Origin of the sequence: Pseudomonas sp. fls2-241-R2A-110, assembly GCF_030209165.1 — a bacterium.
Classification (GTDB): Bacteria; Pseudomonadota; Gammaproteobacteria; order Pseudomonadales; family Pseudomonadaceae; genus Aquipseudomonas.
Window position 1 is genome coordinate 151,717 of the sequence record NZ_JARVSN010000036.1, and the last position, 22,672, is coordinate 174,388.

The window sequence follows — 22,672 nt, forward strand, 5'->3', positions numbered from 1 at the left end:
TATAAAAATAAAAGACCCGACGCACCGTTCAGTAACGTCGGGTTTCGTCCAGTCAGATGGGGGTCAGGCAACCTTCCTGCAAATGCAGGACGCGATCCATCTGGCGGGCCAGGTTCATGTCGTGAGTCACCACCAGGAACGCCGTGCGCATCGAGGTGCTGAGTTCCAGCATCAAATCCTGAATGCCCTGGGCGGTGTGGGAGTCGAGGTTGCCGGTCGGCTCGTCGAGCATCACCAGGCCCGGCTTGTTCACCAGGGCGCGGGCGATGGCCACGCGCTGACGTTCGCCGCCGGACAATTCGGACGGCTTGTGTTCCAGGCGATGGCCCAGCCCTACCCGCTCCAGCAATGCCGTCGCCCGCTGACGCGCCTCCGGGATCGCGGTCTTGCCGATCAGCAGCGGCATGCAGACGTTTTCCAGTGCGGTGAATTCCGGCAGCAAGTGGTGAAACTGGTAAACGAAACCCAGCGACCGGTTGCGCAACAGACCGCGTTTTTTCTCGCTCAGGGCCGACAGTTCTTCGCCGTCGAGCCAGACGCTACCCTTGGTTGGCGTGTCGAGACCGCCCAACAGGTTAAGCAAAGTGCTTTTGCCCGAGCCGGAGGTGCCGACAATCGCCACGCGCTCACCCGGATGCAGTTCCAGTTGCAGCCCTGCCAGAACTTCTACCGACTCCGGGCCTTCCTCGTAGGATTTGCCCAGGTTGCGGCAGCTCAAGATTGCTTTATCACTCATGCCCGACTCACTCATAACGTAGCGCCTCCGCAGGCTGGGTGCGCGCGGCACGCCAGGCTGGATACAGGGTGGCGAGGAAACTCAGGACCAACGCGGCGGCGCAGACCATCAATACATCCTGGCTCTGCACTTGCGACGGCAGGTAATCGATGAAGTACACATCGGCGTTGAGGAATTTATGCCCGATCAAGCCTTCGAGGACCGAGATCGCGGCGCTGACGTTCAGCGCGGCGACGATCCCGACCACCGCGCCGATCAGCGTACCGATCACACCGATGACCGTGCCCTGCACCATGAAGATCGCCATGATCTGCCCCGGCGTTGAGCCGAGGGTGCGCAGGATCGCGATGTCGCCCTTCTTGTCGTTGACCACCATCACCAGCGTGGAAATGATGTTGAAGGCCGCGACGGCGACGATCAGCAGCAACAGCAGGCCGATCATGGCTTTCTCCATGCGGATCGCCTGATACAGATTGCCGTGGGTGCGCGTCCAGTCGCGGGCATAGAAGCGGTCTTCACCGAGCTGCTGGGCGATCGTCCACGCCACGCGCGGCGCCTGGAACAGGTCGTCGAACTTCAGGCGGATGCCCTGGACCTGATCCGGCTTCCAGCGATGCAGCCGGGCCAGATCCTGCAGGTTGGTGACACCCAGGTAACCGTCGATCTCGCCAGCGCCGACATGGAAAATGCCAACGACGGTAAAGCGCTTCATGCGCGGAAACATGCCGGCTGGGGTCACCGTGACTTCGGGCGCGACAAACGTCAGTTTGTCGCCAATGGCCGCACCGAGCTTGGCCGCCGCCTTGTCGCCAATGACGATGCCGAAGCTGCCAGGCGCCAGGTCGTCGAGTTTGCCCTGAAGCATGAACTTGTCGATGATCGAGACCTGCCGTTCCAGCGCAGGGTCGACGGCATTGAGCAGCACTTTGGACACCTTGCCATTGTTGGTCAGCAGGCCCTGCATCTGGGTGAAGGGCGCGACGGCCGTCACCTGCGGGTTCTGCTTGACCTTGGCGGCCAGGCTCTGCCAGTCGCTGATCGGCTCACTGGACTCGATGGTCGCGTGGGGCACCATGCCCAGCACGCGGGTGCGCATCTCATGATCGAAGCCGTTCATGACCGACAGCACGACAATCATCACGACCACGCCGAGGGCCAGTCCGATCATTGAAGTCAGGGAAATGAACGACACAAAATGATTGCGACGCTTTGCACGGGTATAACGCGTGCCAATAAATACGAAGAGAGGTCTGAACATGTCGGGGCTTGTTCGGAGGGAAAAGGAACGTCCTTGTGGCGGGGGTCGGTAACCAGCTTTACACTCAGACCACCGCCGCTACCATGGGTTCGCCATGTCGACATTAGATGAAGAAGATCGCCGCGAATACTACCGTATCGAGGACATGATCGCACTGGAAATTCGGCCCCTGTCCGCTCCCGAAGCCGCAGGCCAGGAAGTGTTGCAGGATGCTTCTCCACTATTCAACTTGCTCAGCGAGCTGCACCTGAGCGAATTCGAGTCGCAGCACCTGCTGCGCCAGATCAGTGAGCGTGACCGCAATCTCGCGGCGTTCCTGAAATCCCAGAACAAACGCATCGACCTACTGAGCCAGGTGATCGCCATCACCGTGCTCGGGCAGATTGGCGAACCACAGCCGGTGATCATTTCCGAAGGCGGCGTGGAGTTCCAGCACCCGACCCCGATCGCCGTGGACGCGCACCTGTCAGTCAAACTGGTGCTGATGCCACAAGCCCTCGGCCTGTTGTTGCGCGCGCGCGTCACCCATTGCGATCGCAAGGGCGAAGGCTACGAGGTCGGCACTGAATTCGAATACCCGACCGATGCCCAGCGCCAGCTGCTGGCCCGTTACATTTTGCAGAAGCAGGCCCAGGAACGACGTCTGGCCCGCGAAAACGAATCAGGCATTTAATTAAGGAAGAACCGTGACCCTCATCTACGGCCATCGCGGCGCCAAGGGCGAAGCACCGGAAAACACCCTGACCAGTTTTCAGGAATGTCTCAAGCACGGCGTGCGCCGTTGCGAACTGGATTTGCACCTGTCCAAGGACAACGAGCTGATGGTCATCCATGACCCGACGCTCAAACGCACCACGGAGCGGCGCGGCAAGGTCGTCGAGCACACGGCGGCCGAGCTGTTGACCTATGACGCGCGCAAGGGCGGCCCAGGCTGGATCAAGCCCTGCCCGATTCCGTCACTGGAAGAACTGTTCGAGAAATGCGATTTCGAGCACTGGCAACTGGAAGTCAAAAGCGCTTCACGCACCCGCGCCGCGACAACCGTGCTGGCGATTCGCGAGATGGCTCAGCGTTTCGGCCTGCTGGATAAAGTGACCATCACCTCAAGTTCGCGCGAAGTGTTGAAAGCCGCGCTGGACCTGGTGCCGGACGTGTCCCGCGGATTGGTGGCCGAGTACGCCTGGCTCGACCCGTTGAAGGTCGCGCAAAGCTATGGCTGTGAGATTCTGGCGCTGAACTGGACCCTGTGTACGCCGGAACGCCTGCAAAAGGCGCAGCGGCAGGGGCTGCATGTGTCGGTATGGACAGTCAACGAGCCCGCGCTGATGCGCAGACTCGCCGACTTCGGCGTTGACAGCCTGATTACAGACTTTCCCGGTTTGGCCAGCGCCACGCTCGAGAATTGCTGAAATCGGTCTCCCCGGCCGGCTCAGGCCACCGGCCGGAGCCGCTCAAAAAAGCCGGTTGAGGCCATCGTACGCCGCTACCCGATAGGCTTCGGCCATGGTCGGGTAGTTGAACGTCGTGTTGACGAAGTACTTCAGCGTGTTCAGTTCGCCCGGCTGGCTCATGATCGCCTGACCGATGTGAACAATCTCCGACGCCTGATATCCGAAGCAGTGAACGCCCAGCACTTCCAGGGTCTCGCGGTGGAACAGGATCTTCAGCATGCCCTGAGGTTCGCCGGCGATCTGTGCACGCGCCATGCTCTTGAAGAACGCCTTGCCCACTTCGTACGGCACTTTGGCTTGGGTCAGCTCCTGCTCGTTCTTGCCGATCGAGCTGATCTCCGGAATGGTGTAGATGCCAGTCGGCACGTCATTCACAAAGCGCCAGCTGTTGTTATCGACGATGCTGCCAGCGGCCGAACGGCCCTGGTCGTGCGCGGCACTGGCCAGGCTCGGCCAGCCGATCACATCACCGGCACCGTAAATGTTCGGCACGCAGGTGCGGTAGGCTTCGTCGACTTCGATCTGGCCACGGCTGTTGACCTTCACGCCGATGTTTTCCAGACCCAACTGATCGGTGTTGCCGGTACGACCGTTGCACCAGAGCAAGGCGTCGGCCTTGATCTTCTTGCCGGACTTGAGGTGCAGGATCACACCGTTGTCCACACCTTCGACGCGGTCGTAGTCTTCGTTGTGGCGAACCGTGATGTTGTTGTTGCTGAAGTGGTAGCTCAGGGCCTGGGAAATTTCCGAGTCGAGGAAGCTCAGCAACTGACCACGGTTATCCACCAGCTCAACCAATACACCCAGGCCACTGAAGATCGAGGCGTATTCGCAGCCGATCACGCCAGCGCCATAAACGATGAGTTTGCGCGGGGTGTGGCCGAGGCTGAGGATGGTGTCGCTATCGTAGATACGCGGGTGATGGAAATCGATGTCCGCCGGGCGATACGGGCGCGAACCGGTGGCGATGATGATGTGCTTGGCGACCAGCTTTTCGACCACGCCATTGGCGCAGACTACTTCGATGGTTTGCTCGTCGGCGAAGCTGCCAGTACCGAAGAACACGTCGACACGGTTACGGGCGTAGTAGCCGGTGCGCGAAGCGACTTGTTTGGAAATGACTTTTTCAGCGCTTTTCAGCACATCCGGGAACGAGAACCAGCGCGGCTCACCAATGGCCCGGAACATCGGGTTGGTGTTGAACTGCATGATCTGCCGGACCGAGTGACGCAGGGCCTTTGACGGAATGGTGCCCAAGTGGGTGCAGTTACCGCCGACCTGGCGACGGCTATCGACCATCGCCACCTTGCGCCCTGCTTTAGCGGCGTTCATTGCCGCGCCTTCTCCCGCCGGGCCGGAACCCAGCACCACCACGTCGTAGTTGTAGACAGCCATGCGTACTCCTCAGAACAGGCCGCGGCGCCCTCGGCACCTGCGGCTAAATCACGCCATCTGCGGCGTGAAGGAACAATTTGGGGCCAATGCAGAACCCGGACACAGTCTATAGAAGCGTCAACGCCGGGCACATTAACCCTTGGTCGCGTCGTAGGCTAGTTTTGCCTGCACTACAACGCCAGTCTTTCAATGCGCGAATCGCCGCGATCATTCGGTTTTGCCGGCACTGAGCCGCTCAAAAGCCTGATTGGCTCGTGTGACAAAACCTGTATCGGCACGAATCACAAAAAATGCGCCGATATCGTGTTTTTCTGCGTAGTCCCAACCCTGTTCGGGGCCGAGAATCAGCAACAGCGTCGATAAGCCATCGGCCATCAACGCGGAAGGATTAATTACCGTGACGGATGCCAGGGTGTGCGAGACCGGTGCACCGGTACGAGCATCGAAGGTGTGGGAATAGCGCCGGCCATCCTGTTGAAAATAATTGCGGTAGTCGCCGGAAGTGGACAGACCGTAGCCGTCGACCGCGATGATTTTTTGCGCGACCTGCTGATCGTCACGGGGCTCTTCCAGCGCGATCTTCCAGGGCGAGCCATCGAGCTTCTTGCCCGACGCCTTGAGCTCCCCGGTGGCTTCGGCGAGGTAATCGTGGATGCCCATCGCTTCCAGTCTTGCGGCAATCGTGTCGACGGCGTAACCGGCGGCGATGCTGTTGAAGTCGACTTCGACGGCGGCGTCCTTGCACAGTTGATCACGGTCGATGCGCAGGTGCTGATAACCGACTCGTTGCCTGACATCAGCCAGCGCCTGGGCGCTGGGGACTTTTTCTTCACGAGCCTGCGGGCCGAACCCCCAGAGATTGAGCAGCGGCTCCACGGTCAGGTCGTAGGCGCCTTCGCTTTGCTCCGAAAGTTGCTCACCAAAGCGGATCAGCTTGAGGACCGGCGCGGGCATTTTCTGACAGCGATTGGCGGGCAAATCGTTGAAGCGTTCGATGTCGGAGTCGCTGCGGTAGGTCGACAGTTGTTGATCGACCTCAGCGAGGATTTTTTCAACTTGGGCCTGGACGGCGTTCGCAGCAGGAAGACCGGCGTGACGTACGTACTTGATCGAATAGGTGCTGCCCATGGTCGGGCCACCGAAGCTTTCCATGGAATCGCCGTTGCCGCAGCCTGATAACGCGGCGATCAATATCAAGCATCCGCACAGCCGCCATTTCGACAAAACCTGTATCCCCCTGAAGTTTTACCTGGCACACCGCCAAGGCCAGCCATTATGCGACACAAACGTTGAAGCGTTGATCGCAAACGGTAATTCACTCCAGTGCGCAATTCATACCGGCTAATGGCTATATCGTTTAAGCAGCACCCTAACTAGTTGTTGCCTATCCATCTTCATACACATATCGTTACAAAGTTGTTCGCCGAAGGAGCCTGCCTTCATGGCGGCGGCGAGGACGCGTCTAGACCAAGGATTTACAACAAGACAACTAAAAGTGAGTACGTATACATGTCCTCGAATACGGGCAAAGGCAAAGCGATTTTTCGCGTTGTCAGCGGTAACTTTCTCGAAATGTTCGACTTTATGGTCTACGGCTTCTACGCCACGGCCATCGCCAAAACCTTCTTCCCCGCCGACAGCGCCTTCGCTTCCCTGATGTTGTCACTGGCCACCTTTGGTGCCGGCTTCCTGATGCGTCCGTTGGGGGCCATATTCCTAGGCGCCTACATTGACCGTCATGGCCGTCGCAAAGGACTGATCATCACCCTGGCAATGATGGCTGCCGGCACAGTGCTGATTGCTTGCGTGCCAGGTTATGCCACGCTGGGTGTAGCGGCGCCGCTGATCGTGCTGTTTGGCCGATTGCTGCAAGGCTTCTCGGCCGGCGTGGAATTGGGCGGCGTGTCGGTGTACCTCGCTGAAATCTCCACACCGGGCCGCAAAGGCTTCTTCGTCAGTTGGCAGTCTGCCAGTCAACAAGCCGCAGTGGTGTTCGCCGGCCTGTTGGGTGTGGGTCTGAACCACTGGCTCAGCCCGGAACAAATGGGTGACTGGGGCTGGCGTGTGCCGTTCCTGATCGGCTGCATGATCGTGCCGGTGATCTTCGTGATTCGCCGCTCGCTGGAAGAAACCCCGGAGTTCCAAGCGCGCACACATCGCCCTACCCTGCGGGACATCCTCCGTTCGATCAGTCAGAACTTCGGCATCGTTATCGCCGGCATGGCGCTGGTGGTGATGACCACTGTGTCGTTCTACCTGATCACCGCCTATACACCGACCTTCGGCAAAGCCGAGCTGCATTTGTCGGATCTGGATGCGCTGCTGGTAACGGTGTGCATCGGGCTGTCGAACTTCTTCTGGCTGCCGGTGATGGGCGCGCTGTCCGACAAGATTGGCCGTAAACCCCTGCTGTTGGCGGCGACGATTCTGGCGATTCTCACGGCTTACCCTGCCCTGTCGTGGCTAGTGGCGAACCCGAGTTTCAGCCATTTGCTGATCGTCGAGTTGTGGTTGTCGTTCCTGTATGGCTCGTACAACGGCGCCATGGTGGTGGCCCTGACCGAAATCATGCCGGTGGAAGTTCGTACGACCGGTTTCTCGCTGGCCTACAGCCTGGCGACTGCGACCTTTGGTGGTTTTACACCGGCGGCCTGCACTTATCTGATCCATGTGCTGGACAACAAGGCTGCACCGGGGATCTGGCTCAGTGGCGCGGCGGTGCTGGGCTTGATTGCCACGCTGGTGTTGTTCCGCGGTAATCGGCATGAGTTGCGGACTGCGCAGGCGTCAGTCGTCCGCGGCGCTTGACAGACCGCAATCGCTAGCAGGCTAGCTCCCACACTGGATCTGTGGCGTTCACAAGTCCTCTGTGGGAGCTAGCCTGCTAGCGATGAGGCCAGTGCAGGCAACAAAGACCCAACAGACACACAAACAAAAACGCCCCGACCTAGGTCGGGGCGTTTTCATGTGCAGCTAATGAAGCTTAGCGCGGGAAAGCTGGCGGGTTTACACCGGCCATGTCTTCCATCACGCGAACCACCTGGCAGCTGTAACCGAATTCGTTGTCGTACCAAACGTACAGAACAACGCGGTTGTCTTGGGTGATGGTCGCTTCAGCGTCCACAACGCCTGCGTGGCGCGAGCCAACGAAGTCGGTGGAAACCACTTCCTGCGAGTTGACGTAGTCGATTTGCTTATGCAGATCGGAGTGCAACGCCATGTAGCGCAGGTACTCGTTCATCTCTTCACGGGTAGCGGCTTTCTCAAGGTTCAGGTTGAGAATGGCCATCGACACGTTTGGCGTCGGAACGCGGATCGCGTTACCGGTCAGCTTGCCAGCCAGCTCAGGCAGGGCCTTGGCAGCAGCAGTGGCAGCACCGGTCTCGGTGATGACCATGTTCAACGCGGCGCTACGACCACGGCGATCGCCTTTGTGGAAGTTGTCGATCAGGTTCTGGTCGTTGGTGTACGAGTGAACGGTTTCGACGTGGCCATTGATGATGCCGAACTTGTCGTTGACAGCCTTCAGCACCGGCACGATGGCGTTGGTGGTGCAGGAAGCGGCCGAAACGATCTTGTCATCAGCGGTGATTTCACCGTGGTTGATGCCGTGAACGATGTTCTTCAGCTTGCCTTTGCCAGGCGCGGTCAGCACGACGCGGTCGATACCCGGGCAGGACAGATGCTGGCCCAGGCCCTCGGCGTCACGCCATACGCCGGTGTTGTCCACCAGCAATGCGTCTTTGATGCCGTACTGGGTGTAATCCACCTCAGTCGGGTTTTTCGCGTAGATCACCTGGATCAGGTTGCCGTTGGCGGTGATGGTGTTGTTGGCTTCATCGATAGTGATGGTGCCATCGAACGGACCATGAACCGAATCACGACGCAGCAGGCTTGCACGCTTGACCAGATCGTTCTCGGCGCCCTTGCGGACAACGATGGCGCGCAGACGCAGGCCGTCGCCACCACCGGTTTTCTCGATCAGGATACGCGCCAGCAGACGGCCGATACGACCGAAGCCGTAGAGAACCACGTCAGTGCCTTTGCGAGCGGCAACGTTCTGTTGGCCAACCACGTCAGCCAGTTCTTCACGGACGAACTGCTCGGCAGTACGGCCATTGCCTTCGGCCTTGAACTTGACGGCAAGCTTGCCCAGGTCGACCGAAGCGGCGCCGAGCTTGAGCTCGCTCATTGCTTTGAGCAGCGGGAATGTTTCGTGGACGGACAGTTCGCTGTCATCGGACTGGCGGTGACGAGCAAAGCGATGAGCTTTGAGAATCGCAATGACTGAACGGTTGATCAGGCTGCGGCCATAGATCGAGCTCACCACGTTGTTATTGCGGTAGAGCTGACCGATAAGCGGAATCATCGCTTCTGCGAGTGCTTCACGGTCGATCCATTCACCAAGACACTGGTCGGGCTTCTGAGTCACGGGAACCTTCCACATGTAGGGGCAGAAAAAAGGGGCTACATTATGCCGCCGAGTGCCTCCCGTAGCAATGCGCGCCTGTCGTGCGATCCGTAACAAATTCCTGTTCAAAAAAATCACGCATCGCTAAAGCCCAGTAAATCCGCGGCTTTCAGCGCAGTCAATTTTTTGGAGATACCGCTGTCTTATCCGTAACCCTCCGTAACACTCGATCGATTTGCCACTACATAATCGTCAATTTCGAGTAAAAACCGGCGGTATTTTGTCTTTACCACTACATTTCGCCAAACCTGCGTAATAGACACACTAGCAACTGACAGGCGGCACCCGGGGCCGCTACAATTACCGACTTTGTCGCAACGCTTGGAGCTCAACCTTCCGTGCCCGTTCTGCGTCTACCGCTTCTCCCTGCCGCGGCAGGTAAACAGCACTGGGGCAACTTGCCCGGTGCCGCCCTGAGCCTGGCCATCGCCGAGGCCGCCAGCGCTGCCAAGCGCTTTACCCTGCTCCTGACCGCCGATAGCCAAAGTGCCGAACGGTTGGAACAGGAGCTGAGTTTCTTCGCCCCGGATTTGCCGGTGTTGCATTTCCCGGACTGGGAAACCCTGCCCTACGATTTGTTTTCGCCACACCAGGACATCATTTCCCAGCGCATCGCCGCCCTTTATCGATTGCCGGAACTGAGCCACGGCGTGCTGGTAGTACCGATCACCACAGCCCTGCATCGCCTGGCGCCGACCAAATTCCTGCTCGGTAGCAGCCTCGTTCTGGATGTCGGTCAGAAGCTCGACGTCGAACAAATGCGCACCCGACTGGAAGCCAGCGGCTATCGCTACGTCGATACGGTTTACGAACACGGTGAATTCACCGTGCGTGGTTCGCTGATCGATCTGTTCCCGATGGGCAGCAAACTGCCCTTCCGCATCGATCTGTTCGACGATGAAATCGAGACGCTTCGTACATTCGATCCGGAAAACCAGCGCTCCATCGACAAAGTGGACACCGTTCGCCTGTTGCCCGCGCGGGAGTTCCCGCTGCAGAAAGACGCGGTCACACGCTTCAAGGCACGCTTTCGTGAACGCTTCGATGTCGACTTCCGGCGCTGCCCGATCTTTCAGGACTTAAGCAGCGGGATCACGCCGGCCGGTATCGAGTATTACCTGCCGCTATTCTTCGATGACACCTCGACGCTGTTCGATTACCTGCCTCAGGACACGCAAGTGTTCTCCTTGCCGGGCATCGAGCAGGCGGCGGAAAACTTCTGGAACGACGTGCGTAATCGCTACGAAGAGCGTCGCGTCGATCCATCCCGTCCTTTATTGCCTCCGGCCGAACTGTTCCTGCCGGTGGAAGATTGCTTCGCCCGCCTGAAAAACTGGCCACGGGTGGTGGCCAGTCAACAGGACGTGGAAACCGGTGTCGGCCGCGAGCGCTTTCCGGCGCGCGAATTACCGAACCTGGCCATCGAAGCCAAGGCCAACCAGCCGCTGGCGGCGCTGGCCGGCTTCCTCGACGAGTTCCCCGGACGCGTGCTGTTCACCGCCGAGTCCGCGGGTCGTCGCGAAGTGCTGCTGGAATTGCTCGAACGCCTGAAGCTACGACCGAAAACCGTCGACAGCTGGCCGGACTTCGTGGCGAGCAAGGAGCGCCTGGCAATCACCATCGCGCCGCTCGACGAAGGCCTGGTGCTGGACGATCCGGCCCTGGCGCTGGTCGCCGAAAGCCCGCTGTTCGGGCAGCGCGTGATGCAACGCCGTCGCCGCGAAAAACGCGCCGATGCCAACAATGATGCGGTCATCAAGAACCTCACCGAGCTGCGCGAAGGCGCGCCGGTGGTTCATATCGATCACGGCGTCGGTCGTTACCTGGGACTTGCGACCCTCGAAATCGACAATCAGGCCGCCGAATTCCTGACCCTGCAATACGCCGAGGGCGCCAAGCTTTACGTGCCGGTAGCCAACCTGCACCTGATCGCGCGTTACACCGGCAGCGACGATGCTCTGGCCCCGTTGCATCGACTTGGCTCCGAAACCTGGCAGAAAGCCAAGCGCAAAGCCGCCGAACAGGTGCGCGATGTGGCTGCCGAGTTGCTCGACATTTATGCCCGTCGCGCTGCTCGCGAAGGTTATGCCTTCGAAGACCCGAAAGCCGATTACGCGACATTCAGCGCTGGCTTCCCGTTCGAAGAAACGCCAGACCAGCAAACCACCATCGACGCCGTACGCGCCGACATGCTCGCGCCGAAGCCGATGGATCGACTGGTCTGCGGCGACGTTGGTTTCGGCAAGACCGAAGTTGCAATGCGCGCCGCGTTCATCGCCGTGCATGGCGGTCGCCAGGTGGCGATCCTGGTGCCGACCACCCTGCTCGCCCAGCAGCATTACAACAGCTTCCGCGACCGCTTCGCCGACTGGCCAGTGACCGTGGAAGTCATGAGCCGCTTCAAGTCGACCAAGGAAGTGAACGCAGCGGTCGCAGACCTTGCCGAAGGCAAGATCGACATCGTCATCGGCACGCACAAGCTGCTGCAGGATGACGTGAAAATCAAAAACCTGGGGCTGGTGATCATCGACGAAGAACACCGCTTTGGTGTCCGTCAAAAAGAACAGCTCAAGGCCCTGCGCAGCGAAGTCGATATCCTGACCCTGACCGCCACGCCGATTCCGCGCACGCTGAACATGGCGGTGTCGGGCATGCGTGACCTGTCGATCATCGCCACGCCGCCGGCACGTCGGCTCTCGGTGCGCACCTTCGTCATGGAGCAGAACAAGAGCACGGTCAAAGAGGCCCTGCTGCGTGAGCTGTTGCGTGGCGGCCAGGTCTATTACCTGCACAACGACGTGAAGACCATCGAGAAATGCGCCGCCGACCTCGCCGAACTGGTGCCGGAAGCACGGATCGGCATCGGCCACGGACAGATGCGCGAGCGTGATCTCGAACAGGTGATGAGCGACTTCTATCACAAGCGCTTCAACGTGCTGATTGCCTCGACCATCATCGAGACCGGCATCGACGTGCCGAGCGCCAACACCATCATCATCGAGCGTGCCGACAAGTTCGGCCTGGCGCAGTTGCACCAGTTGCGCGGTCGGGTCGGTCGCAGCCACCACCAGGCTTACGCGTATCTACTGACGCCGCCGCGCCAACAAATCACCCCGGATGCGGAAAAACGCCTGGAAGCAATCGCCAACACCCAGGACCTCGGCGCGGGCTTCGTCCTCGCGACCAACGACCTGGAAATCCGTGGTGCGGGCGAACTGCTGGGCGACGGTCAAAGCGGTCAGATCCAGGCCGTCGGTTTCACGCTGTACATGGAGATGCTTGAGCGCGCGGTGAAGTCGATCCGCAAGGGCGAGCAACCGAACCTCGATCAGCCGCTCGGCGGTGGCCCGGAAGTCAACCTGCGAGTCCCGGCGTTGATTCCCGAAGCCTATTTGCCGGACGTGCATGCCCGACTGATTCTCTACAAACGCATCGCCTCGGCCACTGACGAGGAAGGCCTCAAGGACCTGCAGGTGGAGATGATCGATCGTTTCGGCCTGTTGCCTGAACCAACCAAGAACCTGATGCGCATCACGGCGTTGAAGTTGCAGGCCGAACTACTGGGCATCAAGAAAGTCGATGGCGGCCCGCAAGGCGGTCGAATCGAGTTTGCGGCGCAAACACCGGTCGACCCGCTGACGCTGATCAAACTGATTCAAGGCCAGCCCAAACGCTACAAATTCGAAGGCGCCACGATGTTTAAATTCATGGTCCCGATGGAAAGCCCGCAAGAGCGCTTTAATACTGTAGAGGCGCTGCTTGAATGCCTCATCCCGAAAACTGCTTGAAGGACGCCGCATGCGCCTGTTTCGTTTACTGACTTTGCTGACAACGGTGTTGATAACATCGTTCGTCCCGACGGCGTTTGCCGATGACCTGTATCAGATTGAAATGATTCTGATCCGGCAGAACTCCGTTCCCGCCATTGTCAGCAAAGCCGCACCCGAAGACTGGGCTGCCGGCGCCCAACGCATCAACCCCGACAGCTTGCGCACGCCGAGCCTCAATAGCGAAGTGGCAAAACTCACCGCCAGCACGGAATACACGGTGTTGCTGCACAAGGCCTGGCAACAGACCCTGGGCGAAGCAGCCAGTAAAGTTGCGATCAACGACGGCAAGGAACAGTTCGGCCAGTTCCCGATCGAAGGCACCCTGACCCTGAAACTGGGGCGTTTCACCGACGTCGACGCCGACTTCTGGGTCAACCAGATTGACGCCAACGGCCTGGTGACCGCCAGCGAACGCCTGAAGCAGAACAGTCACACCAAGAACGGCCAGCTGAATTTCCTCGACAACGGCCACTTGGCCATGCTGATCAAGATCACCTCGCTGACCGTCCCTGCGCCTCGGCCAGTCCCCGATGAAATTCCGGACTGATTGAAGTCCTTATGGCCCCGACCCTGAGCAAACCCCTGGCACCTTCCTGGGTCAGCCGATTCAAGGAACAAAGCCTGGAGCGCGGCCGCCGCTACGCGCTGGAGAACCGCGTCAGGATTGTCGAGGCCGGCGATGCAACGATCCTCGCTGCGTGCGAAGGCTCTGGCGGTAACGTCTACCGTCAGACCATTCGCCTGCGCGAATCAGCCAAATCCACGCTGCTGATGGTCGATGCGACATGCACATGCCCGGTGCACAGCAACTGCAAGCATTGCGCGGCGGTGTTGCTGAAGGTTCAGGAAACCCTGGCCTACCCCGCCGCCGCGCAAGATGCCGAGCTGCTGGAAAAACTTCAGGCGGTGCTGGAAAACCGTAGCCCCAAGGCGCCGCCACAAGTGCTGGTGGAGAACGTGCAACCGGTGCCGCGCCTGTGGCTGGCAAGCATCGAGTTCAGCGCCTTCGAACCACGCAACGGCAAGATGCAGCGCTACATCCAGCATCGCGCGGCGTTGTCGTTCAGCTATCTGGATGAGTACGTCAGCGGGCAGAAGAATGCCGACATCCTGATCCGTCAGGAAACCCAGACGCTGCGGATAAAGCGCCACCCCGAAGTCGAACAGGCCTACAGGGAACAGCTGCGAATTCTTGGCTTCAAAGTCGCCACCCGACAAAGCAAAGCCTTGCCGGAAAGCGCCGGCGAACTCTATGAGATGGTCAACGACAGCGCCTGGCTGACCTTCACCCTCAATGAGCTACCGAAACTGCGCACCCAGGGCTGGGAGCTGCAGATCGACGAAGATTTCGGTTTCGACCTGACGGCCGTGGACGATTGGTACGCCACCGTTGAACAGGCGCCGGAGCGCGACTGGTTCGATCTGGAGCTGGGGATCATCGTCAACGGCGAGCGACTGAGCCTGCTGCCGATCCTGCTGAACCTGATGCGCTCCCACACCGAAATCCTCAACCCGGAACGCCTCGCCCGCCGTCGTGATGACGAACTGATTTTGGTGAACATCCCCAATCGCCCGAATTCCGAGTACGGCCCCTTGCAGGTCGCCCTGCCCTTCGGCCGATTGAAACCGGTGCTGGCGACCCTCGGCGAGTTTTATCTGCAGGAACCCGGCGAAACCACATTGCGCCTGAGCAAGGCCGATGCCATACGCCTGAACCCACTGGAAGACATGCCTTTGCTGTGGGAAGGCGGCGAGCAGATCCGCACCTTTGCCCAGCGCCTGCGCGACATCAAAGACTACACCGCTGCCGCGCCAGAAGGCTTGAATGCGACCTTGCGTCCGTATCAGCTCGAAGGCCTGAGCTGGATGCAGTCGTTGCGGCAACTGGAAGTCGGCGGAATTCTCGCGGACGACATGGGCCTGGGCAAAACCCTGCAAACCCTGGCGCACATTCTCAGCGAAAAAATCGCCGGACGCCTCGACAGACCGTGCATGGTGGTAATGCCCACCAGCCTGATCCCGAACTGGCTGGATGAAGCGGCGCACTTCACGCCGCAGCTAAACGTACTGGCGCTGTACGGTGCCAGTCGGAAAAAGCATTTCGACACCCTGGCCGATTACGACCTGATCCTGACCACCTATGCATTGCTGCCCAAAGACATCGAACGACTGGCGGCGCAGCCGCTACACGTGCTGGTGCTGGACGAAGCGCAATACATCAAAAACCCCAACAGCAAGGCCGCCCATGCTGCCCGCGAGTTGAACGCGCGCCAGCGCCTGTGCCTGAGTGGTACGCCGCTGGAAAACCACTTGGGCGAACTGTGGTCGCTGTTTCACTTCCTCTTGCCTGGCTGGCTCGGTGACGTCAAAAGCTTCAACCGCGATTACCGAGTGCCCATCGAAAAGCGTGCCAGCGAAATCAGGCTTCAGCATCTGAACGGTCGGATCAAACCGTTCCTGTTGCGCAGGACCAAGGAACAAGTCGCAACGGAATTGCCGCCCAAGACCGAAATCATCCATTGGGTCGAACTCAACGAAGCACAGCGCGATGTATACGAAACCATGCGCCTGGCGATGGACAAGAAAGTCCGCGACGAAATCACCCGCAAAGGCGTGGCGCGCAGTCAGATCATCATTCTTGAGGCGCTGCTGAAGCTGCGTCAGGTGTGCTGCGATTTGCGCTTGGTCAACGATGCTGTATTGCCCACTCGCGGCAGCACGTCGGGCAAGCTCGACAGTTTGATGGAAATGCTTGAGGAATTGTTTGAGGAAGGTCGGCGGATTCTGCTGTTTTCGCAGTTCACCTCGATGCTGGCGCTCATCGAAGTGGAGCTGACTAAGCGCGGCGTTGAATATGCACTGCTGACCGGACAGACCCGAGACCGACGTGCGCCGGTGAAAGACTTCCAGAGTGGTAAGCGTCAGATCTTTCTGATCAGCTTGAAGGCTGGTGGTGTTGGTTTGAACCTGACCGAAGCGGATACGGTGATTCACTACGATCCGTGGTGGAACCCGGCGACGGAAAACCAGGCGACTGACCGGGCGTATCGCATCGGCCAGGAGAAACCGGTGTTCGTCTACAAGATGATTGCCCGCGGAACGGTGGAAGAGAAGATTCAGCACCTGCAAAAGGAAAAATCCGATCTGGCGGCCGGCGTGCTGGACGGACGTCAGACCGGAGACTGGAAGTTGCAGAGCGATGATATCGAAGCGTTGTTTGCGCCATTGCCGGACAAGCTGGAGAAGCGCTGAAACGCCGGTGCCTGATAGATTGCATTCGCGAGCAGGCTCGCTCCCACATTGGATTTGGATTGCCCGCAATACCGGGGACAGCATCAAACCATTGTGGGAGCGAGCCTGCTCGCGAAGAGGCCCTCACTCATAAACTATTGATCAAGATTTGAGACCAGGCAGCGGCGCAAACAACGCCTCGATATCACTCTGCTCAAGCTTCAACCCGCCTGTCGTCCCGCCCTCAAGCACCGCCCCTGCCAACGCAGCCTTCTCCTGCTGCAACGCCTGTATTTTTTCTTCCACGGTGCCACGGGCAATCAGCTTGTAGACGAACACGGGTTTGTTTTGCCCGATTCTGTAGGCACGGTCGGTCGCCTGATTTTCTACCGCAGGGTTCCACCAGGGGTCGAAATGAATCACCGTGTCCGCAGCCGTCAAATTCAGGCCTGTACCCCCGGCCTTCAAGCTAATCAGAAACAGCGGCACTTTACCGCTCTGGAAATCCTTGACCGGCGTCCGCCGATCCGTCGTTTCACCCGTCAGCAATGAATAACCGTAGCCACGCTGCTGCAACTCCTCCTCGATCAACGCCAGCATCGAGGTGAACTGCGAAAACAGCAAAATCTTACGACCTTCGCTGAGCAACTCTTCCAGCATCTCCATCAAGCTGACCAGTTTCCCACTGCCTGATCGAAGAGCCTTTGCCGTGATCGGCATGTTGATCAAGCGCAAATCGCAGCAGACCTGACGCAACTTGAGTAACGCATCGAGGATGATGATTTGACTGCGGCCGACGCCACTGCGCGCGATTTCGTCCCGGACCTTTTTGTCCATCGCCACGCGCACGGTTTCATACACATCCCGCTGCCCATCGCTGAGATCAACCCAGTGGATGATTTCAGTCTTGGGCGGCAATTCCGTGGCGACCTGATCTTTCTTGCGACGCAGCAAAAAGGGTTTTATCCGCGCGTTCAAATGTTGCATCCGCTCACTGTTGCCGTGTTTTTCAATCGGCGTGCGGTAGTCGCGATTGAAGGTTTTGCTGTCGCCAAGCCAACCGGGCAGTAAAAAGTGAAATTGGGACCAGAGCTCGCCGAGGTGGTTTTCCAGCGGTGTGCCACTCAGGCAAAGCCGTTGACGTGCCTGTAGATCACGGGCGGCCTGAGCCGCTTTGCTGATCGGGTTCTTGATGTTCTGCGCCTCATCGAGAATCAGCACACTCCAGACCTGAGGCTGTAAAACCGCTAGATCCCGCGACAACAGTGCGTAGGTGGTCAACACCAGGTCATATTCGGCCAGGCTGGCAAAGTCTTTTTGCCGTGCCGTGCCATGCAGCGCCAACACCTTCAATTGCGGAGTAAAGCGCTGTGACTCGTCTAGCCAGTTGGGGATCAGGCTGGTGGGCATCACGGCAAGTGCCGGACGATCAAGCCGCCCGGCCTGCTTTTCCGTCAGTAGGTGAGCCAGGGTTTGCAGGGTTTTCCCCAGCCCCATGTCGTCGCCGAGAATGCCACCGACTTCCAGCTCCCGAAGGGTTTGCATCCAGTTAAGACCTTCCAGCTGATAGGGCCGCAGTGTCGCTTTCAAGCCCTCGGGCGCAGAGACATGAACATGGTTCGACTCTCGCAGACGCTTCGCAAAACTACGCAGTCGTTCACCGCCCTGCCAAACCAGCGGGACACCTTCCAGTGCACTGAGGCGCGCGGCATCCGGCAAACTCAAACGCAATGAATCACCTTGATGCCCCCCCAGGTACAACTCGCCCAGGGTGGCCATAAGCGGTTTTATCCGACCATAGGGCAGCGCGACTTTGCCATGGGGTTTGGCTCCGAAACGCCCATCACCCAGGCCAATCAGCAACAATTCGTCATCGTTGCGTTGGGCCAGAGTTGCAGGATCCATCAACTGTGGCTGGCTACGCAGCAAATGCAGCAATATCGGCAGCAGGCTGTGGCGCTCGCCGTTGACCACGATGCCCAGTTGCAGGTCAAACCACTGATGCCCCGACTCTTCCTCGACTTGCGCATACCACTCTTCTACGGGCTGCACGTTAAAGTGGAATTTATCGCCGATCTCGATCAGCCAGTTTTTCTCCCTCAGCGCCGGAACCCCCTCCTGCGCAAAGGCAAGCCAGGCTGCGTCATCCGCCAGGGTGAACATTTCGCCGGGACGGTCCAGGCTGCTTTTGCGCGTGGCCTTTTTGAAACCATGCTTTTGCAGGGCCTGACGCAGCGCTTTCTCCGCGAAGGGGTTGCGCTGTATACGCTGGGTTTCAGTCCCGGAAAGGATTAACACTTCCGGATTTCTGTCCGACGTCGGATGGCCGTTGTAAGTGATCGCCAATGCGGCACGATGCTCCGGCTCATACTTCCAGTTTTTGTAGCGCATGCCGCTATTGAGCGTCAGGTGCGCTTCGGGAAAAATGTCATCGATCACCCGCTCCGTCAGCCTTTGCGGTGGAGCAACTTTCGTCGAGGCACTCATCCGATGGCTGAATTGCATGGCCTGACCCGCCGGGATTTCCGGAGCCAAAGTCAGGTGACAAGCCAGTTTGTCATCCAGCTCGCTGAATAGCGGCCCTACTTGCAGCCGCTCGCGATCCAGATAATACAAGGGCTCCAGGGCCAGAATTGTTTCTACTGGGGCCGTTTCACTGCCCCATTGCGGGCGAAAACTGCCATTGGTTTGTTCGGCCCAGGAAAAGTGCCCCGCTCTTCTCATTCCCGGCGTCAGGGGCTGCGGTTGTTCGAGATCAAGGAAAAGTCGCGAGGTTCGCAACAGCATTTCGATAAGTTCGGCGCCACTGCTGCTTTCCAGGGGGTAGCCGGAGTAATAGGCGTGGTGGGAGTGAACGGCGACTAACAGCCTGGCGATTCGAAGATCCAACTCGGTCAGGTAACCGGGCTGGCGTATGAGTGTGTCCGACAGCGAGTACATCGACCTGATGTCTTGAAAACGGCCATCCTTTAGCTGACGCGCCTTGAAAACCTCCAGCGTCCATTTCCCGGCGACGGACGTTGCCTTGAGTTTGTAGAGCAGGCGCGCATTTGTCCCCACCGCCGGCTCAACGGGCGTCTTGTCTGTAGAAGGAATTGCGTCGAGCCAGCGCTCCAATTCGCGATTCAGGTGGACCTGAACGGCGCTTTCAGGCTGTTGACCGTGATGATCTTGCAGGTGATAGATAACTGCAGCGCAGTGCTTGCAATTGAACATGACAGGACAGGAACAAACGCATCGAAGCTCTTCTTGCCCCTGCAGAGATTCAGAGAGCTCAATGACTTGCTCATACACCTGCGATTTGGAGCCGACGCACGATGCGACAATCATCGAATCGTCGATCTGATGGATCGTTACCCGATCCTCATCCGCATAACTGCGGGCCTTCTCGAGAGCGCGATGACTGAACACTTCTGCCCAACGAAGCGTATGAAGTTGCTTGGTTATTGTCGTCATAAATCAACGTCGCTTGAAATCAGTACGGCAGCCGGACATTTCATCAGGACGGAATTCAACCCGCCAATACCCGCGCCAATGTCGACTTCACCTTACCCATCCCGTCATGCAACGCCTGCTCGATCTGGGCCATGGTGATCACCGCCGAGGACTTGCCTGCTGCCGGGTTTACCACCAGCGCCAGACAGGCGTAATCGAGTTCTAGTTCACGCGCCAACGCCGCTTCCGGCATGCCGGTCATGCCGACGATGTCGCAGCCGTCACGCTCCAGTTTCGCGATTTCAGCAACGGTTTCCAGGCGAGGACCTTGAGTGCAGGCGTACACGCCTTGATCGCTGTAGCCAACGCCTTCAGCCGCCAGCGCCGCAATCAATTGCTGACGCAGTGATTCGCTGTAGGGGTAGCTGAAGTCGATGTGAGTGACGTGTTCCAGGTTATCGGCGAAATAGGTGTGTTCACGGCCGCTGGTGTAGTCGATCAGTTGGTGCGGCACGCAAAAATGCCCGGTGCCCATCGCCGCGTGAATCCCGCCCACGGCATTGACCGCCAGGATCGCTTCGGCGCCAGCCTGCTTCAGCGCCCAGAGGTTGGCGCGGTAGTTCACCTGATGCGGCGGAAACCGATGCGGGTGACCGTGACGCGCGAGAAACAGCACTTCCTTGCCCGCGTACTCACCGATCTGCACCTCAGCCGAAGGGGCGCCGTAAGGAGTGTCCACCGCCAGCGACTGACGAATGTTCAGGCCTTCGAGCTGAGTCAGGCCGGTGCCACCGATAATCGCGTAAACCGTCATAACGAAAAGTCCTTAATCAATCAGTTGGGCTTCTTTGAGCGCGCCGACAGCGGCGAGCCAGCGCGGGTCTTGACGGTATTCGGTGCCGGCGAATGACTGCCCGCGCATCCGCGCGATACGCGGCGACGGCTTGACCCTCATGCGTTGGGCGGCGCTCAGCGCCAACTCCGCGGCCGCACGGTCATTGCACACCAGGCCCATGTCGCAACCGGCAGTCAGCGCGGCTTCGATTCGACTGGCCGCATCGCCGACCACGTGGGCGCCCGCCATGGAAAGATCATCACTGAAGATAACCCCGTCGAACTGCAACTCGCCACGCAGGATGTCTTGCAACCAGCGTCGGGAGAAACCGGCTGGCTGGGAATCAACCTGTGGATAAATCACATGCGCCGGCATGACGGCAGCCAGTTGCTTGCTCAGTCGAGAAAACGGCACCAGGTCTTTGGCGCGGATCTCGTCGAGACTGCGTTCGTCGGTAGGAATAGCGACGTGGGAGTCTGCCTCGGCCCAGCCGTGACCCGGAAAATGCTTACCTGTGGCGGCCATGCCGGCACTGTTCATTCCGCGGATGAAGGCACCGGCCAGAAGCGCAGCGCGCTCCGGGTCACCTTCAAAGGAACGGGTACCGACAACGACGCTGCGCTGGTAGTCCAGGTCGAGCACCGGGGCGAAGCTCAGGTCCAGACCAACGGCCAATACTTCGGTCGCCATGATCCAGCCACACTGCTCGGCCAGGTATTCGGCGTTCGGGTTGTCGGCGATGGCGCGCATGGCCGGCAGCCGGACGAACCCCTGACGCAGACGCTGAACCCGCCCCCCCTCCTGGTCTACCGCCAACAGCAGATCGGGGCGGATGGCGCGAATCGCGGCGCTCAACTCGCGCACCTGGCGTGGGTGCTCTATGTTGCGGGCAAAAATGATCAGGCCGCCCACTTCGGGCTGGCGCAACAATTGGCGATCTTCGGCCGTCAGCCAGGTACCGGCGACGTCCACCATCAACGAGCCTTGCAGGCCAGCAGTCATAGAGATTCCTTGAAAACGATGAGTCCGGCTCGCACATAATCGCCGCCGTGGGCGGTGCCCGGCGGGACGGCGATATCAATCGGGAGCGGGTTCAGAACGAGAGTCGGCATGGGCGGCTAGCTTAGCGGATGTCAGCTGCCCCGCCCACCCGTGTGCGGTTAAACCTTGGCGGCAACCGGGGCTGATTTGCTGCGAGGGCGTAACTGCGCGGTGGCCATCGCCGAATCGGTGACGCCGGTTTCGGCGCGCATGCCAGCGGCCAGGAACGGCACCATCAAGCGCATGACCTGCTCGATGGAGGTGTTGACGCCGAAATCGGTTTCGGCAATCGCTCGCAGCGCCTTGATCCCCGACATGCTGAAAGCCGCGGCACCGAGCATGAAATGTACGCGCCAGAACAACTCGATCGGTGGAATACGCGGCGCGGCTTCGTTAACCAGCATCATGTAGCGGCGAAATACCTTGCCGTACATGTCTTCCAGATAACGTCGCAAGTGGCCCTGGCTCTGACTGAAAGCCAGGCCCAGCAACCGCATGAAAATAGACAGATCGTTGCCACTGCGTGGCTGCACGACGAGCGCCTGCTCGACAAGAATTTCGAGCAACTCTTCAAGCGTCGGCTTGTTTTCAGGCTTGGCCTGACGGCGCTCGAGCTCTTTATCAAGGCTCAGGCAGAACGGGCCGAGAAAACGCGAAAAGACCGCCTGAATCAGCGCCTTTTTCGATCCGAAGTGATAGTTCACCGCCGCCAGATTGACACCGGCCTTGCTGGTGATCAGGCGCAAAGAGGTTTCCGCGAAACCTTTTTCCGCGAACAACTGCTCGGCAGCATCAAGAATGCGTTCAACGGTTTCCGACTGGGCCATGGCTACTCCGCCTGACAAACACTTGTTTGAAACATACGTTTCAGCCTGTGCGTTGTCAAGCCTGCCGGTTCGTTTTGGGAATGGTCGGTCAGCTATTTAACCATACATCGTCAACGCTTTAATCAGCAGCCTGATTGACCGTCCAGCGGCCAACAAAAAAAG

Annotated in this window: 16 protein-coding genes; 7 read left to right on the top strand and 9 right to left on the bottom strand. The window is 59.1% G+C overall.

Annotated elements, in window-relative coordinates; all coding sequences use genetic code 11:
* Positions 1-52: 52 nt before the first annotated feature.
* Both lolD and QRN31_RS27260 read right to left on the bottom strand, forming a co-directional pair.
* Positions 53-736 (bottom strand): lipoprotein-releasing ABC transporter ATP-binding protein LolD, encoded by a 684-nt coding sequence (gene lolD, locus QRN31_RS27255; RefSeq protein WP_167362278.1) that lies wholly within the window; start codon positions 734-736, stop codon positions 53-55.
* A 7-nt stretch (positions 737-743) separates the two neighbouring features.
* Positions 744-1,994: a lipoprotein-releasing ABC transporter permease subunit gene (locus QRN31_RS27260; RefSeq protein WP_222585470.1), complete on the bottom strand. Its 1,251-nt coding sequence runs from the start codon at positions 1,992-1,994 to the stop codon at positions 744-746.
* A 94-nt stretch (positions 1,995-2,088) separates the two neighbouring features.
* Here QRN31_RS27260 and QRN31_RS27265 point away from each other — a divergent pair, with 94 nt between their 5' ends.
* Both QRN31_RS27265 and QRN31_RS27270 read left to right on the top strand, forming a co-directional pair.
* Entirely contained in the window at positions 2,089-2,667 is a 579-nt protein-coding gene (locus QRN31_RS27265) for a PilZ domain-containing protein (RefSeq protein WP_285435747.1), read from the top strand.
* Positions 2,668-2,680: 13 nt separating this feature from the next.
* Positions 2,681-3,403 carry a glycerophosphodiester phosphodiesterase gene (locus QRN31_RS27270; protein ID WP_285435748.1) on the top strand — a complete coding sequence of 241 codons (723 nt, stop codon included), beginning with the start codon at positions 2,681-2,683 and terminating at the stop codon, positions 3,401-3,403.
* Positions 3,404-3,445: 42 nt separating this feature from the next.
* On the opposite strand, the gene sthA is transcribed toward QRN31_RS27270, so the two are convergent.
* Both sthA and QRN31_RS27280 read right to left on the bottom strand, forming a co-directional pair.
* On the bottom strand, positions 3,446-4,840 hold the full coding sequence (gene sthA / locus QRN31_RS27275; protein ID WP_007907752.1) for a Si-specific NAD(P)(+) transhydrogenase: 1,395 nt from the start codon (positions 4,838-4,840) through the stop codon (positions 3,446-3,448).
* Positions 4,841-5,047: 207 nt separating this feature from the next.
* Complete coding sequence (locus tag QRN31_RS27280; protein ID WP_285435749.1) at positions 5,048-5,992, bottom strand: FAD:protein FMN transferase; 945 nt, start codon at positions 5,990-5,992, stop codon at positions 5,048-5,050.
* On the opposite strand from QRN31_RS27280, the gene QRN31_RS27285 reads away from it, so the two are divergent.
* Both QRN31_RS27285 and QRN31_RS27290 read left to right on the top strand, forming a co-directional pair.
* Positions 5,991-6,185 carry a hypothetical protein gene (locus tag QRN31_RS27285; protein ID WP_285435750.1) on the top strand — a complete coding sequence of 65 codons (195 nt, stop codon included), beginning with the start codon at positions 5,991-5,993 and terminating at the stop codon, positions 6,183-6,185. The genes QRN31_RS27280 and QRN31_RS27285 overlap by 2 nt on opposite strands.
* A gap of 164 nt (positions 6,186-6,349) precedes the next feature.
* Positions 6,350-7,648, top strand: coding sequence for an MFS transporter (locus QRN31_RS27290; RefSeq protein ID WP_285435751.1), 1,299 nt, complete (start codon positions 6,350-6,352; stop codon positions 7,646-7,648).
* Positions 7,649-7,823: 175 nt separating this feature from the next.
* Here QRN31_RS27290 and QRN31_RS27295 read toward each other — a convergent pair whose 3' ends face one another.
* Positions 7,824-9,287 (bottom strand): glyceraldehyde-3-phosphate dehydrogenase, encoded by a 1,464-nt coding sequence (locus QRN31_RS27295; protein ID WP_222585466.1) that lies wholly within the window; start codon positions 9,285-9,287, stop codon positions 7,824-7,826.
* A 362-nt stretch (positions 9,288-9,649) separates the two neighbouring features.
* On the opposite strand from QRN31_RS27295, the gene mfd reads away from it, so the two are divergent.
* The 3 genes from mfd to QRN31_RS27310 are packed head-to-tail and all read left to right on the top strand — an operon-like array spanning position 9,650 to position 16,393.
* Entirely contained in the window at positions 9,650-13,099 is a 3,450-nt protein-coding gene (mfd, locus tag QRN31_RS27300; RefSeq protein ID WP_285435752.1) for a transcription-repair coupling factor, read from the top strand.
* A gap of 10 nt (positions 13,100-13,109) precedes the next feature.
* The gene (locus QRN31_RS27305) at positions 13,110-13,688 is read left to right on the top strand and encodes a CsiV family protein (protein WP_285435753.1); all 579 of its coding nucleotides are present in this window, start codon (positions 13,110-13,112) and stop codon (positions 13,686-13,688) included.
* Positions 13,689-13,699: 11 nt separating this feature from the next.
* Positions 13,700-16,393 carry a DEAD/DEAH box helicase gene (locus QRN31_RS27310; RefSeq protein ID WP_285435754.1) on the top strand — a complete coding sequence of 898 codons (2,694 nt, stop codon included), beginning with the start codon at positions 13,700-13,702 and terminating at the stop codon, positions 16,391-16,393.
* Between the two features lie 141 nt (positions 16,394-16,534).
* On the opposite strand, the gene QRN31_RS27315 is transcribed toward QRN31_RS27310, so the two are convergent.
* The 4 genes from QRN31_RS27315 to QRN31_RS27330 all read right to left on the bottom strand — a co-directional run bounded on the left by QRN31_RS27315 (position 16,535) and on the right by QRN31_RS27330 (position 22,510).
* Positions 16,535-19,828 carry a DEAD/DEAH box helicase gene (locus tag QRN31_RS27315; protein WP_285435755.1) on the bottom strand — a complete coding sequence of 1,098 codons (3,294 nt, stop codon included), beginning with the start codon at positions 19,826-19,828 and terminating at the stop codon, positions 16,535-16,537.
* Between the two features lie 55 nt (positions 19,829-19,883).
* Positions 19,884-20,621 carry an S-methyl-5'-thioinosine phosphorylase gene (locus QRN31_RS27320; protein WP_285435756.1) on the bottom strand — a complete coding sequence of 246 codons (738 nt, stop codon included), beginning with the start codon at positions 20,619-20,621 and terminating at the stop codon, positions 19,884-19,886.
* Positions 20,622-20,633: 12 nt separating this feature from the next.
* Complete coding sequence (gene nagZ, locus QRN31_RS27325; RefSeq protein ID WP_285435757.1) at positions 20,634-21,644, bottom strand: beta-N-acetylhexosaminidase; 1,011 nt, start codon at positions 21,642-21,644, stop codon at positions 20,634-20,636.
* Positions 21,645-21,802: 158 nt separating this feature from the next.
* Entirely contained in the window at positions 21,803-22,510 is a 708-nt protein-coding gene (locus QRN31_RS27330; protein WP_090182102.1) for a TetR/AcrR family transcriptional regulator, read from the bottom strand.
* Positions 22,511-22,672 lie beyond the last annotated feature (162 nt).